At 49.4% G+C, this 14,369-nt stretch carries 12 protein-coding genes; 3 read left to right on the top strand and 9 right to left on the bottom strand.

The window, feature by feature from the left end:
- Positions 1-9 precede the first annotated feature (9 nt).
- A complete protein-coding gene (lpxB, locus tag OIR97_RS10460) occupies positions 10-1,206 on the top strand; it encodes a lipid-A-disaccharide synthase (RefSeq protein ID WP_219821724.1) in 1,197 nt (398 codons plus the stop codon).
- Positions 1,207-1,377: 171 nt separating this feature from the next.
- Here the strand turns inward: lpxB and gltA are convergent, their stop codons facing one another.
- A complete protein-coding gene (gltA, locus tag OIR97_RS10455) occupies positions 1,378-2,682 on the bottom strand; it encodes a citrate synthase (protein WP_169545577.1) in 1,305 nt (434 codons plus the stop codon).
- A gap of 120 nt (positions 2,683-2,802) precedes the next feature.
- Positions 2,803-4,206 carry a glutamate--tRNA ligase gene (gene gltX / locus OIR97_RS10450; RefSeq protein WP_169545576.1) on the bottom strand — a complete coding sequence of 468 codons (1,404 nt, stop codon included), beginning with the start codon at positions 4,204-4,206 and terminating at the stop codon, positions 2,803-2,805.
- A gap of 124 nt (positions 4,207-4,330) precedes the next feature.
- Between gltX and OIR97_RS10445 the strand changes: the two genes are divergently transcribed.
- Positions 4,331-6,430, top strand: coding sequence for a ComEC/Rec2 family competence protein (locus OIR97_RS10445; protein WP_169545575.1), 2,100 nt, complete (start codon positions 4,331-4,333; stop codon positions 6,428-6,430).
- On the opposite strand, the gene lexA is transcribed toward OIR97_RS10445, so the two are convergent.
- The 6 genes from lexA to OIR97_RS10415 form a co-directional block, all read right to left on the bottom strand.
- The gene (gene lexA, locus OIR97_RS10440) at positions 6,427-7,173 is read right to left on the bottom strand and encodes a transcriptional repressor LexA (protein ID WP_169545574.1); all 747 of its coding nucleotides are present in this window, start codon (positions 7,171-7,173) and stop codon (positions 6,427-6,429) included. The two genes, OIR97_RS10445 and lexA, sit on opposite strands and share 4 nt — an antisense overlap.
- An 81-nt stretch (positions 7,174-7,254) precedes the next feature.
- Positions 7,255-8,469, bottom strand: coding sequence for a molybdopterin molybdotransferase MoeA (locus OIR97_RS10435; RefSeq protein WP_169545573.1), 1,215 nt, complete (start codon positions 8,467-8,469; stop codon positions 7,255-7,257).
- Positions 8,466-8,942, bottom strand: coding sequence for a cyclic pyranopterin monophosphate synthase MoaC (gene moaC, locus OIR97_RS10430; protein WP_169545572.1), 477 nt, complete (start codon positions 8,940-8,942; stop codon positions 8,466-8,468). Before moaC ends, OIR97_RS10435 begins: the two co-directional genes overlap by 4 nt.
- A 5-nt stretch (positions 8,943-8,947) precedes the next feature.
- A complete protein-coding gene (trpC, locus tag OIR97_RS10425; protein WP_169545571.1) occupies positions 8,948-9,739 on the bottom strand; it encodes an indole-3-glycerol phosphate synthase TrpC in 792 nt (263 codons plus the stop codon).
- A 4-nt stretch (positions 9,740-9,743) separates the two neighbouring features.
- Positions 9,744-10,772 (bottom strand): anthranilate phosphoribosyltransferase, encoded by a 1,029-nt coding sequence (trpD, locus tag OIR97_RS10420; RefSeq protein ID WP_169545570.1) that lies wholly within the window; start codon positions 10,770-10,772, stop codon positions 9,744-9,746.
- Positions 10,772-11,365 carry an anthranilate synthase component II gene (locus tag OIR97_RS10415; RefSeq protein ID WP_169545569.1) on the bottom strand — a complete coding sequence of 198 codons (594 nt, stop codon included), beginning with the start codon at positions 11,363-11,365 and terminating at the stop codon, positions 10,772-10,774. Before OIR97_RS10415 ends, trpD begins: the two co-directional genes overlap by 1 nt.
- A gap of 224 nt (positions 11,366-11,589) precedes the next feature.
- Between OIR97_RS10415 and OIR97_RS10410 the strand changes: the two genes are divergently transcribed.
- Positions 11,590-12,735: a divergent polysaccharide deacetylase family protein gene (locus tag OIR97_RS10410; protein WP_169545568.1), complete on the top strand. Its 1,146-nt coding sequence runs from the start codon at positions 11,590-11,592 to the stop codon at positions 12,733-12,735.
- Between the two features lie 113 nt (positions 12,736-12,848).
- On the opposite strand, the gene trpE is transcribed toward OIR97_RS10410, so the two are convergent.
- Positions 12,849-14,366 (bottom strand): anthranilate synthase component I, encoded by a 1,518-nt coding sequence (gene trpE / locus OIR97_RS10405; protein WP_169545567.1) that lies wholly within the window; start codon positions 14,364-14,366, stop codon positions 12,849-12,851.
- Positions 14,367-14,369 lie beyond the last annotated feature (3 nt).

The raw sequence follows: 14,369 nt of genomic DNA, 5'->3' as shown, positions 1-14,369 counted from the left end.
CGGACATGGATGCATATGATGAAACCTGTTACTGACCCCCTGAAGATCTTTTTAGTGGCTGGCGAGCCTTCTGGTGACGCCTTGGCCAGTAAGTTGATGGCTGGTTTGAAACAGATCTGCGATCGGCCGATTTCATTTGTTGGCGTTGGCGGCCCCTTGATGAAAGAAGAGGGCCTTGATAGCCTGTTTCCGATGGAAGAATTGACGGTGATGGGCGTTGCAGAGGTTTTGCCCAAAATCCCGGCCCTTCTGAAGCGGATAAAACAAACATCAGATGCCGCCATTAATTGCAAGCCGGATATGTTCGTGACGATCGACGCACCTGATTTCAGCTTCAGGGTTGCCCGTAAAGTCCGTCACGCACGATTTCCAAAGATCCATTATGTGGCGCCATCCGTTTGGGCATGGCGTTCCGGCCGGGCCAAAAAAATTGCCCCGCTATATGATCACCTTTTGACAATCCTGCCGTTTGAACCAGCCTATTTTGAAAAAGTTGGATTACCGGCAACTTTTATTGGTCATTCAGTTATTGAAACGGGGGCTGCAAGTGGAAATGCTGAAGCCTTTAGAACGAAACATGGATTTACATCAGATCAGCCTTTGCTGATGCTTTTACCGGGGAGTCGTCGGACCGAAGTCGTAAAACATCTGCCAATCTTTAAAGAAACGCTGGATCTTGTGAAATCGGAGGTTCCCGAATTTACCTTGGTTGTTCCGGTTATCGGAAAAACCACAGATATCGTAGAGAACGCGTTGAATGAATGGCCGTTTTCGAGTGTGGTCATCGACAGCAGCGAAAAATATGATGCTATGGCGGCGAGTAATATTGCCTTGGCGGCATCGGGAACGGTTGGTCTGGAACTAGCGTTAGCATCCTTGCCATGCGTTATTGCCTATAAGATGCATCCCGTGACGGCGTGGATTGCCAGACGTCTGATCAAGCTGCCCTATGTCAATCTTGTGAATATTCTGGAAGATAAGGAAGTTGTGCCGGAACATATTCTGGAAAACTGCTTGCCAGAAATTTTAGCGCCGTCGCTTATTCGGCTCTTTATGGACAAAGAGGCACGTCAGAAACAGGTGGATGGTTATGCATCTGCTGTTAAGGCATTGGGGGTTGGGGAAAAAGCGCCGGGCATAAGGGCGGCCGAGGTTGTTCTAGCGACAATCGCGTCAGGACATAAACCAGATAAGACCAAAGAATAGAACGGCCACAACAGGACCCGCAAAAAACAGTCCTTTTTTAAACCGGTATCCCCACGAAGGCCTGTTATCATTTGCTGCTTTTAGAATAAGCTTCCGCCCACGGGAGGAACTGCCTTCGGCCAAGGCCGAAGGCATATTTTTTCTCACATTGGGTTGAGAAGCCCGCATGGTTCAGCGTTTCTCAACAGGAACGAATGGACGTTCTCCTGGACCAGTATACAACTGGCGAGGACGACCGATTTTCTGTCCCGGATCTTCCATCATTTCGTTCCATTGTGCGACCCAGCCAACCGTCCGGGCGAGTGCAAACAGAACCGTAAACATGCTGGTTGGGAAGCCCAAAGCTTTTAGAATGATGCCAGAGTAGAAATCCACATTCGGGAAGAGTTTCTTCTCGATGAAATATTCGTCCTCAAGGGCAATTCTTTCAAGCTCCATTGCCAGTTTAAGCATAGGCTCATCCTTGATACCAAGTTCTTCAAGAACTTCGTAACAGGTTTCCTGCATGACTTTTGCGCGCGGATCGTAGTTTTTATAAACCCGGTGACCAAAGCCCATCAGACGGAAAGGATCGTTTTTGTCTTTTGCTTTTGCAATAAACTCTTGAACACGATCTACGCTGCCAATTTCTTCCAGCATTGTCAGAACGGCTTCGTTTGCGCCGCCATGGGCAGGACCCCAAAGGCAGGCAATACCAGCTGCAATACAGGCAAATGGGTTGGCGCCTGATGAACCGGCCAGACGCACTGTAGAGGTAGATGCATTCTGTTCGTGATCCGCATGAAGGATGAAGATACGATCCATCGCCCGGGCCACTGTTGGAGACAGTTTATACTTTTCAGCAGGCACGCTGAAGGTCATATGCAGGAAGTTTTCTGCGTAAGACAATTCGTTGTCAGGATAGATAAAGGGCTGACCAACAGAATATTTGTACGCCATGGCCGCAATGGTTGGCATTTTAGCAATCAACCGGTAGCTGGCAATCATACGCTGCTTCGGATCGTTAATATCGGTGCTATCATGATAAAAAGCAGAAAGGGCACCAACAACGCCAACCATAATAGACATCGGGTGAGCATCGCGGCGGAAGCCTTTGAAGAACTGGGTCAGTTGTTCATGAAGCATCGTGTGATAAGTGATGTCATGCGTAAATTTGGCTTTTTCTTCGGCTGTTGGCAATTCACCTTTCAACAGAAGAAAGCAAACTTCCATAAAGTCACTTTTCGAAGCCAGTTCTTCAATTTTATATCCGCGGTGCATCAATACGCCTTGGTCACCATCGATATAGGTGATGGCAGAATCGCAAGAGGCAGTCGATGTAAATCCAGGATCATATGTGAAATGACCTGTCGCACCATATAATTTGCGAACATCAATAACATCCGGGCCAACTGTGCCACTAATTAAAGGAAGGCTTAGTGGTTCGCCGCTTTTGTCTTCAAGATTTACGGAGCCAGTAACTTCAGAGCCACTCATATAATTTTTCCTTTTTATTCAGCCAGCTTATTCTGGCGTCAGGTTTGTTCAGTTTCTTTCGAAACTGATTCCACATCTCAGCGTTTTTTTTGAAACGGCTGATATTCCGAATGGCGAAAATCAGATTTTCGCCGCGTCCCGAATTCGCCCGAGAGCTTCTTCTTTTCCGAGTATCTCCAGAACGTCAAAAATGCCTGGTGACACCGTTGTACCTGTAAGCGCAGCCCTTAGCGGTTGCGCGATTTTACCAAGTTTTAGGTCTTCAGCTTCTGCGCTTTCGCGGACAATTGCTTCGATTGCATCTTTATCCCAGTTGGATAGTGCTTCCAGCTTTTCAGCCAGACGATTTAACACACCGCTACTATCTGCCGTTATTAGTTTCGACGCCTTTTCATCCAGAGACAACGGGCGTTGGGATATTAAGAAATGCGAACTGTCTGCGAGGGATATTACTGATTTTGCCCGTTCTTTCAAGCCGTTCATGGCTTTTTCTATCATTGAGCGTTGATGATCGGTTACAGAAAGCCCGGTTTTCTCTTCCAAAAGAGGTAAAATAAGGTCTGTCAGGTAACCATCATCGGCCTGTCGAATATACGTACCGTTCAGGTTTTCAAGCTTATCAAAATCAAATCTGGACGCGGATTTTCCGATATTTTCCAGATTAAACCATTCAATAGCCTGTTCCGTTGAGATGATTTCGTCGTCTCCATGTGACCAACCCAGACGAAGCAGATAATTCCGCATTGCCTCGGGAAGATACCCCATATCTCGATAGGCTTCCACGCCAAGAGCACCATGCCGTTTGGAGAGCTTTGCCCCATCCGGTCCATGAATAAGCGGAATATGAGCCATTCTGGGCGCGGCCCAATTCAAAGCATCATATAACTGCAACTGGCGGGCAGCGTTGGTTAAGTGATCGTCGCCTCGAATGATATCCGTCACACCCATATCATGGTCATCCACGATAACAGAAAGCATGTAGGTCGGTGTTCCATCTGCCCGAAGCAGGATCAGGTCATCAAGTTGCGCATTGGCGATCGTAACCGTTCCCTGAACGGCATCCTCAATGACGGTGTTGCCTTCATTCGGGGATTTAAAGCGGACCACAGGATCAACGCCTGCAGGGGATTCTGATGAATCCCGATCCCGCCAACGGCCATCATAGCCAGGTGCGCGGCCTTCAGCCCGGGCTGTTTCGCGCATCTCTGCTAATTCTTCTTTTGAGGCATAGCAATAATAGGCATTGCCACTTTCCAGTAATTGTTTTGCAACTTCTGCATGACGTTCGCGGCGGGCAAACTGGTAATAAGGTTCACCATCCCAGTCCAGCCCCATCCATTTCATGCCTTTGAGAATAGCATCAATGGCTTCGTCCGTAGACCGCTCCCGATCCGTGTCTTCAATCCGCAAAACGAACTTACCGCCATGATGACGGGCATATAGCCAATTAAACAAGGCTGTACGGGCACCTCCAATATGAAGAAAACCCGTAGGAGAGGGCGCAAATCTGGTAACAACGGTCATGGCAATTTACTTTGCATTAAATTCAATTATAGGTTTAGTATCTAAACTATCCCCATTTCTGGGGCATTTTTACTATTTGTACTCCAAATGAGCAAGCCCGTGTTGGATTAGAGCTGTGAATGGTATGACGAGATCCCTTATTAATTGGCTGCTTGCTGGTTTCTTCTTGGACCGAAGTCGTTGGTTTCTTTGGGTTCCTGTGCTGTACGCGGTCGGAATAGGGGCTTATTATTCAGTTTTATGGCATCCCTCTTTATATTGGTGCGGATGGCCCTTTTTCCTAATTTCCCTGTTATTTTTTCGATTTGTCCGACAACGGGAAGGTCTTTTGATCCCTGTTTTGTCTCTGGCAATTGTCACTGCGGGATTTTCTGGGGCAATTCTTCGTACTGAATGGGTTGCGGCCCCGATCCTTCAAAAGAAGTCCATTAGTATGGTTACGGGGATCGTTGTTCAAAAATCGGCGGGTCAAAAGTCAGTTCGATTAACCATCGCGCAACCTGAATTCGAATTGGCTTCGATCTCTGACTTGAAAAAAATACGGGTTTCAACCCGTTCGGATGTTCGGTCCCTACATCCAGGGGACAAAATATCGGTTAAAGCCGTTTTGTTACCGCCCCCCCCACCAGCCTATCCCGGCGGCTATGATTTTCAGCGCGACAGTTATTACAAGCAAATCGGTGCAGTCGGCTACACGATCAGTCGTCCGGAGATCCTGACCCGTGACGCTGTCACTCTTTGGGCGCGGATTTCCTCCATGTCCGCTTTGCTGCGCGATAAGATCAATCGTTACATATTGGAGAACAGCACGGAAACGTCAGCGGGTTTCATCATGGCGATCATGACGGGCGATCGAAGTCATATGCCTAAAAGCCAACTGGAAGAAATGCGAAATTCCGGGCTCGCCCATCTACTGGCCATCTCGGGGCTGCATATGGGTATGATCGGCGGTATAATTTTCTTTGCCGTCCGTTTGGTTTTCAGTGCCCTTCCAACCCTTGCGCTGAACCATCCGATCAAGAAGTGGGCCGCAATGGTGGCGTTGTTCGGTATTTGCTTCTATCTCACGGTAAGCGGCATGAGTATCTCGGCCGTACGGGCTTTTTTGATGATCTCAATGGTCTTTGTGGCCATCTGTTTTGACCGAACGGCTCTATCACTCAGGAACCTCGCACTTGCGGCCCTGTTGATTTTAGTTTTTCTGCCAGAAACCTTGTTGAGCGCAAGCTTTCAAATGTCCTTTGCTGCCGTTTTTTGTCTGATAGCCGGGTATGAACGGTGGGGGCATCTGCTTATCTTGAAAAGCAATCAAAGGGGAGTTTTGAGACGCTTCACCTATTATTTTCTGGGCATTTTTCTCACGTCGCTGATCGCGTCTTTTGCGACGGCGCCCTTTGCCATTTTTCATTTTGGGCAATTTTCTGTGATTGGTGTTGCCGTCAATCTGATTGCCGTTCCCATTATGGGCTTTTGGGTGATGCCAATGATCCTGATTGCTTTTTGCCTCATGCCCTTTGGCGTGGCGGCGGTACCCTTGGAACTCGCAGGGGACGGGATATCGATGATCCTATTTATTGCGCATTACGCTTCGGGATTTACAGCATCCGTCCTGAAGGTTGGTGTGCTTCCCTTATCCGGCCTTGTTGTGCTGATCCTTGCGTTCCTTTGGTTTTTCAATTGGCGGCATTCTGTGCGATTTCTGGCATTAGGGGCAGCCCCTTTCATACTTGCCTTGGTTCTCTTTGCCGAAAGGCCAGCCATTCTCTTTTCTCAATCCGGCGCCCTGTTTGCCATTAATGACCAGAAGTATGGCACGGCAGCGTCAACCTTTCGCTCTGAACGGTTCGAGCGTAAAAGATGGACCCAGCTATTGGGTATTCACGAATTTGAACGTTTGACCAATTGGAAAACGCCTCTTTTTCGCTGTGACGGGACGGGGTGTGTTTACTTGAAAAATACAAAAGTAATCACGTTTTTAAACAACGCGCATACTATTAAAACTGATTGTGACAGGGCCGATATCATAATCAGTCGGGTTCCCGTACCAAAAGGCTGCCGGAACCCGACTAAAATTGTGGATAAATTCTCACTTTGGCGCGAAGGCGGTCATGCCCTCTACCTGGATGAAAAGGGGAACGCCCGCCTGGAAACGGTCAATTCCCTCCGTGGGGATCGTCCATGGGTGCCGTTGGTATATCGGAAATGGCTTGATGCAAACCACTAGTATTTGCGGAATAATCCCACTAATTGACCTTGAACCTTAACGCGATCCGGGCCAAAAATCCGGGTTTCATAATCTGGATTGGCGGCTTCCAGCGCAACGGTATTGCCTTTGCGCCGCAGCCGTTTCAAGGTTGCTTCCTGATCGTCAATAAGCGCAACCACGATAGATCCGTTTTCAGCAATTTTACTTTCGCGAATGATAACGGTGTCCCCATCATGGATGCCGGCATCAATCATTGAATCGCCGGCAACCTCAAGACAGTAGTGCACGCCGGACGCCAGCATCCCATTGGGCACGTCCACAAAACTGGTTGGATCGGCCAATGCTTCAATCGCCGTACCAGCGGCAATCCGACCATAAAGGGGGAGGGAGGCCATGCCATTGTCCGAAGACCCGGGCGGAGATGCGGAAGTGCTATCCGACCCACTTCCGATTTGCGGTTTATGCCCGAAATTTGCCTGCACCACATTAAATTCAGAGGCAGGAGAGATTCTGGATGTTCGTTTGGAAATCCCAACGGGAAGAACCGCATCGGGAAGTTTTAATATTTCAAGAGCCCGGGCTCTATGCGGCAAACGCCGAATGAACCCTCTCTCCGTCAAGCCGGTGATCAAACGGTGGATGCCGGATTTCGACTTGAGGTCCAACGCTTCCTTCATTTCATCAAATGACGGACAAACGCCTTTCTGTTCCAGATACGTGTGGATATACATCAAAAGTTCGTGCTGTTTCTTTGTTAACATGCCGCCCCATCAGAAAGAACAAAACAAAAACATTAACTTTGTTCTACAAAAGTTCTCATTGTTCGTCAAGGGGGCATTTCATCAACAACGGGGATATCCCTCATCCAGTGGAATAATGCTGACCTGACTTCCTTTTTTCAACGCTGGCGCAAATGGCGCGCGTTTCAGGAAGCAATTGGCGGCGGATAAAGCAGACAAAAGCGAGCTGTCCTGATTGCTGAAAAGTTCAACCAATGGTAAGCCGTCTTTTTCCCCGATAATTTTGGCCCGCTGATAATCTTCCCGCTGATCATTTTCTTTAATGTCATGGGAAAGGATCGCGGGTGAGACAAGCGTTTTCCGGGGTGAACGTCCCGAAAGGGCATCGATCGCCGGATATAGAAAAATATAGCTGCATACAACACTGGAGACAGGGTTTCCCGGCATCCCCAGCATTGGCGTGCCGTTCAGATCACCAAACATCAGGGGTTTTCCCGGGCGCATGGCAATTCGCCAGAAATCGATGTTCAGTCCTTCTTTTCCCAGAACTGTTTGCACCAGATCATGATCGCCAACCGATGCGCCGCCCAGAGTTACCAGTAAGTCGGCGGATTTGGCACCTTCCGCCATATGTCGGAGGGATTGTTCATTGTCTTGTGCGATGCCAAGGTCGATAGGCATGCCACCGGCCATTTCGACCATAGCCGACACCAGAAGGGCGTTTGATGAAATGATTTGGTTCGGACCGACAGGTTCCCCGGGACGAACAAGTTCATCACCCGTGGATAAAAGGGCGATGACAGGTTTCCGCCGCACTGTTACCCAGGGAATATTCATCGCCGCCAATAGACCGATGTCCCGCGGCGTTAAAGTTTTGCCAGCGGAAAGCCCTTTTCCACCTTCTTTGAAATCGATACCGGCTTTTCGAATGAACCGGCCTTTTTCAGTGCCTTCTTCAATCGTGACCGAGTCGCCATCGCGGCTTGTATTTTCCTGAATGACAATTGTATCCGCGCCGTTTGGTACTGGACCACCGGTGAAGATGCGGACGGCTTGCCCAGATTGCAAGGTCGCATCATATGATCCCCCTGCAGGGGCTTCGCCGATAACGGTAAGCGTCACAGGGATCTTGGTTAAATCAGATATCTTGACCGCATAACCGTCCATCGCGGACATATCACTTGGCGGCTGTGTTCGTCGCGCCATAATGTCTTCTGCTAAAACCCTGCCCGATGCAGTATGCAGGCTTATGGTTTCGGTGGACACAGAGGAAAGGGCGGAGAGAATATTATTGCGGGCTTCTTCGACTGAAATCATGATGCTGTATAGGTTCCTGATTTACCGCCGCTTTTGGAGAGGAGTTTGGCCCCTGTGATTTCCATGCCTCGGTCGACGGCTTTACACATGTCGTAAATTGTCAAGCCTGCAACCGTTGCGGCTGTCAGTGCTTCCATTTCCACACCGGTACGGCCTTTGAGTTTACAAGTCGCCAGAATATCGATTGCCGATGCAGCCTCATCCAATTCAAACTCGACAGAGACATTGGTCAGCGCCAGCGGATGGCAGAGCGGGATTAGATCGGGTGTTTTTTTTGCCGCCATAATACCGGCTAAACGGGCAACGGCCAGTACATCCCCTTTTTTTGCCTTGCCATCCCGCACAAGAATAAAGGTTTCTGGTAACATTAGAACGCGGGCGGTTGCCGTTGCACTGCGTTCGGTGATGTCTTTGTTGCCCACATCCACCATATGGGCGGATCCTTTATCATCGAAATGTGTAAATCCGGCCATGAGAATTATCCGTTTCCAAGCAAGGTTCGAACGGCACCGGCCACATCATCCTGTCTCATCAGGCTTTCGCCTACCAGAAAACAGCCACATCCGGCTTTTTCCATCCGCTTAAGATCGTCCGTTGTATAAAGGCCGCTTTCACTGACAGGCAGGCAATTTTCAGGCAACTTTTGGGATAATAACTCAGTGGTTGCAATATCCACTTCCAACGTTTTCAGATTTCGATTGTTGATGCCGATCAACGGACTTTTCAGAACCGAGGTGCGTTCGAGTTCTTCTGCGTCATGCACTTCAATCAGGACATCCATGCCGTAGTGAAACGCCGCCGCCTCAAGCTCCTGAGCCTGTCCGTCGTCCAGCGCCGCCATGATCAACAAGATGCAATCAGCGCCCAACGCGCGGGCTTCAGTGACCTGATAGGGGTCAATCATGAAATCCTTGCGCAACGTCGGCAGGCTTACCGCGGATCGGGCAGCGACCAGATATTCATCAGCACCCTGAAAATATGGGATATCGGTTAAAACGGACATGCAGGTTGCCCCGCCTTCTTCATATGCCTTGGCAAGGGCTGGGGGATCGAAATCAGCACGTATGAGGCCCTTTGACGGGGAAGCTTTTTTTACTTCCGCAATCAAACCATAGCGGTTTTCTGCACGGGCGTTCCTTAACGCCTGGACAAATCCACGTGGACTGGACGCGTCTTTTACAGCGATTTCCAAATCGCTTAAGGATGTCTTTTTCTTGCAGTTTTCAACATGCTCAGCTTTATCACTGCAAATTTTTGCGAGAATACTCATAAAATCAGTTACTCAGGTTTGTAATGCGTTTCATTTCTTCAAAGGCATGGCGGGCTGCGCCACTGTCAATCGATTGGGCGGCAAGCGCGATGCCTTCTTTAAGGGTTTCGCATTTTTCGCCAATCAGGATGGCTGCGCCCGCATTCAGCAGCGTAACATCTCGGTAAGGCCCTTTGTCGCCGTTCAGCAGGGCCAGCAACGCCTTGGCATTTTCTTGCGGTGTGCCGCCTTTGATATCCTTCAGGCCAACGCGCGGAAGCCCAACCTCTTCAGGTGTAATTTCGAACTCAGTGATCGCACCGTCTTTTAGCTCAACCACCTGAGAAGGGCCGGTTGTTGTCAGCTCATCCAGACCATCAGCGCCATGCATGATCCACACGCGCTCTGATCCCAGTTCTTTCAGGGTTTCCGCCATGGGACGCATCCAGCGCGGGTCGTAAACTCCGGTCAGTTGACGTTTAACCGCCGCCGGATTGGACATGACACCCAACAGATTAAAAATTGTCCGTAATCCAAGTTCTACACGGGTCGGACCAACATGGCGCATGGCACCGTGATGACGGTAAGCAACCATAAAACCGATACCGGCTTCATGAACGGCCCGTTCAGTAAGAGCAAGGTCGCATTCTGTATTAATACCCAGTACAGCCTGAACATCAGCAGTTCCTGATCGTGAAGACGCGGCTTTATTGCCATGCTTGGCAACAGGAACACCTGCACCTGCCGTCACAAAAGCCGCGGCGGTTGAAATATTCAGGGTTCCATGGCCATCACCACCGGTCCCAACAACATCAACAGCGCCCTCCGGCGCCGTAATATAGTTGGCCTTTTCACGTAAAACGGTCACGCCGCCAATCAGTTCATCCACTGTTTCGCCGCGTAAATGCAGGCCCATCAGGAACGCTCCCATCTGGGAAGGGGTCGCATCGCCCGACAGGATTGTATTAAAAGCCAGTTTCGCTTCATCCACGCTTAGAGATTGGCCCGCACCGATTTGCGACAATAATCCTTTGAAGTCTTTGCTCACGCTCATTACGCAACTGCCTTTAACGTCTCGCCAGTCAATTCAAGGAAATTACGCAATAATTGATGACCATGTTCGGACGCAATACTTTCAGGATGAAACTGAACCCCGTGCAGTGGTTTTTCTTTGTGCTGCAATCCCATAATCACACCATCTTCTGTTCGTGCGGTTACGCTCAGGCAGTCAGGAACTGTATCTGGTGCCACTGTTAAGGAATGATATCGTGTCGCCACAAAGTTATCTGGAAGCCCTTTGAAAACACCAACATTTTCGTGTTGGATGGGGGATGTTTTTCCGTGCATCAGTTCATCGGCTCGTACGACCTTGCCGCCAAAGGCCTGACCAATTGACTGGTGGCCCAGACAAACACCTAACAACGGCATGTTTGTTGCCGCTGCGGTTTTCACCATATCCAGGCAGATGCCAGCTTTATCCGGTGTACACGGACCCGGGGACAGAACAATACCAGTTGGGTTCAACGCAAGAACGTCATCCACTGAAATGACATCATTTCGAAATACTTTTATGTCCGCCCCTAATTCGCCCATAAAATGAACGAGATTGTAGGTGAAGCTGTCATAGTTATCTATTAATACGATCATTTTTTTATCTTGCCGATGGTACGAGCAGAACAGTCTGAATTTAAAACAGAATGTATGAATTTGGGCTTCTAGTTTCCACTACTTTTGGCTCCCGTCAAGCACGCATTCAAGCAATTGGGGTTACATTTGATGAAAGACTGCGAAATAACCGAGAAAATTATGGTTTCCATTAACCATACCGTCTAAAACCATGTGGGTAGACGAAAAGGAATTGCCGACAGCTTATGAGCAAGAATAGAGATCCAAAAGAACCGATAGAAGAAAAGGGACCAATTGAGTCTCTGGTTGACTCTCCGTTGCGGTTACTCGTTTTCTGTGCCGCCTTGCTTATTTTCAGTCTGGCGGGCGGTATGCTTATTGGCAGTATAGTCAAAGAAAATCGGTCCTCGTCCGCGCGTAATTCCGTTCCTGTTATGTCGGTTGAAAAAGGAACGCCACAAACAGTGGATGACGCGCCCCTTGAAAGTGAAGAAACAATTCGCCCTCTTTCAAAGCCGGTGGATGCGTTATCCCATGATAACCCGTACACCGTTCCGCGGGATGAGTCTCTTCCGGGTGTGGCGGAAACCCTTGAAAAAGAGACGGTTATTGCTGCGTTGCCGCCAAGCGGGGCGCAGCAGATTGAAAAAGGACCGGCCTGGCAGCGATATGCCGCCAGATCTGGCGGCTCTGATCCCACAAAACCAACCATTGCCATTGTGATTGATGACGTCGGATTAAACCGGAAACGCATCAAAGAGCTGGTCGCATTGGATGAGGTGATCACTCTTTCATTTTTGCCATATGCGCCAAACTTGCAGGAAAGCGTGCAATTGACGCGATCCAAGGGGCATGAAGCAATGCTGCATTTACCCATGGAACCAACACGGGCGTCCGCTAATCCAGGCCCCAACGCATTGTTAAACAAGTTGTCCGCGCAGGAAATACGAGACCGGGTAATCCTCAACCTTGATAGTTTTGAGGGGTATGTGGGGGTGAACAATCATATGGGCAGTAAATTCACCGCCTATGAGCCCGGAATGCAAATTGTGATGGATGAACTTGCCAAGCGGGATCTGCTTTTTCTGGATAGTAAAACCACGTCAGCGTCGACCGGGTATCGTCTGGCCTTGGAAAAAAATGTGCCTGCCGCAATCCGGGACGTTTTCATCGATAATGTGATTAATGTTCCGGATATTTTAACGCAGTTGAAAAAAGTAGAAAAACTGGCAGCTAAAAATGGTCATGCCATTGCAATCGGTCATCCTCATGCCGAAACGATTTCCGCGTTGAAAATCTGGATGCCGCAAGCAGTGAGCGCGGGATACAATTTTTCGACTGTAAGTCATATCCTATCCTTCCAGAATAAGATCGCGACAAAAACCGAATAAGCCCGCAGGCGTCCTTGTTTGTGCATGGTTCGTCAAGGATTGGAACCTCGCCACCAAAAGACTAAGGGCAACGTTTGTTTTGCTGCCCTTTGATATGTCCCGGTCGATAGAGTTTAACGGTTTCCGCTGCCTTCGGATGCAAAGCGGATGGCTTCCTGTGTGGCTCTTACAAGGGCCTTTGCTTTATTGACGGTTTCTTGATATTCCGCTTCGGGGTCGCTGTCTGCAACGACACCGCCGCCCGCCTGAATATAGATTTTCCCATCTTTAACAACGGCCGTTCGAAGGGCAATACAGGTATCCATGGACCCGTTGGCGGAGAAATACCCAACAGCACCCGCATACACACCCCGTTTGGATTTTTCCAGCTCGTCAATGATTTCCATCGCCCGGACTTTCGGGGCACCGGACACTGTTCCTGCGGGAAAACCTGCCTTTAACGCATCTATTGCTGTCAGGCCGTCCTGAATGTCGCCTTCGACATTTGAGACAATGTGCATGACGTGGGAATAGTTTTCGATCACCATTTTTTCCGTCACCGACACGCTGCCAATGCGGGCAACCCGTCCGACGTCATTCCGGCCCAGATCAAGCAGCATTAAATGCTCAGCAAGCTCTTTGGGATCACTTAATAGATCTTCGGCGAGGGCCTTGTCTTCGGCAAAGGTCGCGCCTCTTGGGCGGGTGCCGGCGATGGGCCGAATAGTGACTTTTTCATCGCGAAGACGAACCAGAATCTCGGGGCTTGAACCAACGACAGAAAAATCACCAAAGTTCAGATAATACATAAACGGTGACGGATTGGTTCTGCGAAGCGCTCGGTAAAGCGAGAGTGACGGCAAATCAAAGGGCATTTCAAAGCGTTGGCTTGGCACAACCTGAAAGATATCACCGGCCCGAATATATTCTTTGGCCTTCTCCACCATTTGAAAATATTCGTCTTTTGTCGTGTTTGACACGGGCTCTGGCAAGTCTGCAATACTGGTGTCAGTAGACACGGTATGGGGCAGGCTGCGTGAGAAGTCATTGACCGCATCGGATAATCTTTCAGCGGCGTGATTATAAGCCGTTTGGGCAGATCGTCCATCCCCGTACCAGACTGGTGTCACAATCGTCACTACATCCAGAATACTATCGAAAATGGCCATCACAGTCGGCCGGATAAACATGCCATCCGGGACACCCAGTTCATTGGGGTTGCTATCTGGAATATCTTCCATCAGGCGGACTGTATCATAGGACATATAGCCGACCAGACCGGCAGCCATTGGCGGCAGATGTTCCGGCAGATCGATATGGCTTTCATCGATCAGTGCCTGCAGGCTATCCAATACAGGCAGATCACACGCCACAAAGGCTTCAGGATCAAAACGGGCGGTTCTGTTTATTCGGGCCTGCTTCCCATCGCATCGCCAAATTAAATCCGGTTTCATGCCAATGATGGAGTAACGGCCTCGAACGGCGCCCCCCTCCACAGATTCCAGAAGAAAAGAATTTGCTTTTCCTTCTGCGAGTTTCATCATGGCCGAGACGGGGGTCTCGAGATCAGCGACCAGTGTGGTCCACAAAATCTGAGAATTTCCGTCTTCAAATCCCGCACTAAAAGTTGAGAAAGCAGGCTGGATGGACATTGT

Source organism: Sneathiella aquimaris (assembly GCF_026409565.1).
GTDB lineage: Bacteria > Pseudomonadota > Alphaproteobacteria > Sneathiellales > Sneathiellaceae > Sneathiella > Sneathiella aquimaris.
The sequence above is the reverse complement of the archived record's forward strand: the minus strand, read 5'-3'. Positions and strand labels throughout refer to the sequence as shown.

What these genes read in the sequence shown, in the direction of transcription:
- lpxB (WP_219821724.1), top strand. Translation starts at nt 10, where the DNA reads ATGCATATGATGAAACCTGTTACTGACCCCCTGAAGATCTTTTTAGTG.
- gltA (WP_169545577.1), bottom strand. Translation starts at nt 2,682, where the DNA reads ATGAGTGGCTCTGAAGTTACTGGCTCCGTAAATCTTGAAGACAAAAGC.
- gltX (WP_169545576.1), bottom strand. Translation starts at nt 4,206, where the DNA reads ATGACCGTTGTTACCAGATTTGCGCCCTCTCCTACGGGTTTTCTTCAT.
- OIR97_RS10445 (WP_169545575.1), top strand. Translation starts at nt 4,331, where the DNA reads ATGACGAGATCCCTTATTAATTGGCTGCTTGCTGGTTTCTTCTTGGAC.
- lexA (WP_169545574.1), bottom strand. Translation starts at nt 7,173, where the DNA reads ATGTTAACAAAGAAACAGCACGAACTTTTGATGTATATCCACACGTAT.
- OIR97_RS10435 (WP_169545573.1), bottom strand. Translation starts at nt 8,469, where the DNA reads ATGATTTCAGTCGAAGAAGCCCGCAATAATATTCTCTCCGCCCTTTCC.
- moaC (WP_169545572.1), bottom strand. Translation starts at nt 8,942, where the DNA reads ATGGCCGGATTTACACATTTCGATGATAAAGGATCCGCCCATATGGTG.
- trpC (WP_169545571.1), bottom strand. Translation starts at nt 9,739, where the DNA reads ATGAGTATTCTCGCAAAAATTTGCAGTGATAAAGCTGAGCATGTTGAA.
- trpD (WP_169545570.1), bottom strand. Translation starts at nt 10,772, where the DNA reads ATGAGCGTGAGCAAAGACTTCAAAGGATTATTGTCGCAAATCGGTGCG.
- OIR97_RS10415 (WP_169545569.1), bottom strand. Translation starts at nt 11,365, where the DNA reads ATGATCGTATTAATAGATAACTATGACAGCTTCACCTACAATCTCGTT.
- OIR97_RS10410 (WP_169545568.1), top strand. Translation starts at nt 11,590, where the DNA reads ATGAGCAAGAATAGAGATCCAAAAGAACCGATAGAAGAAAAGGGACCA.
- trpE (WP_169545567.1), bottom strand. Translation starts at nt 14,366, where the DNA reads ATGTCCATCCAGCCTGCTTTCTCAACTTTTAGTGCGGGATTTGAAGAC.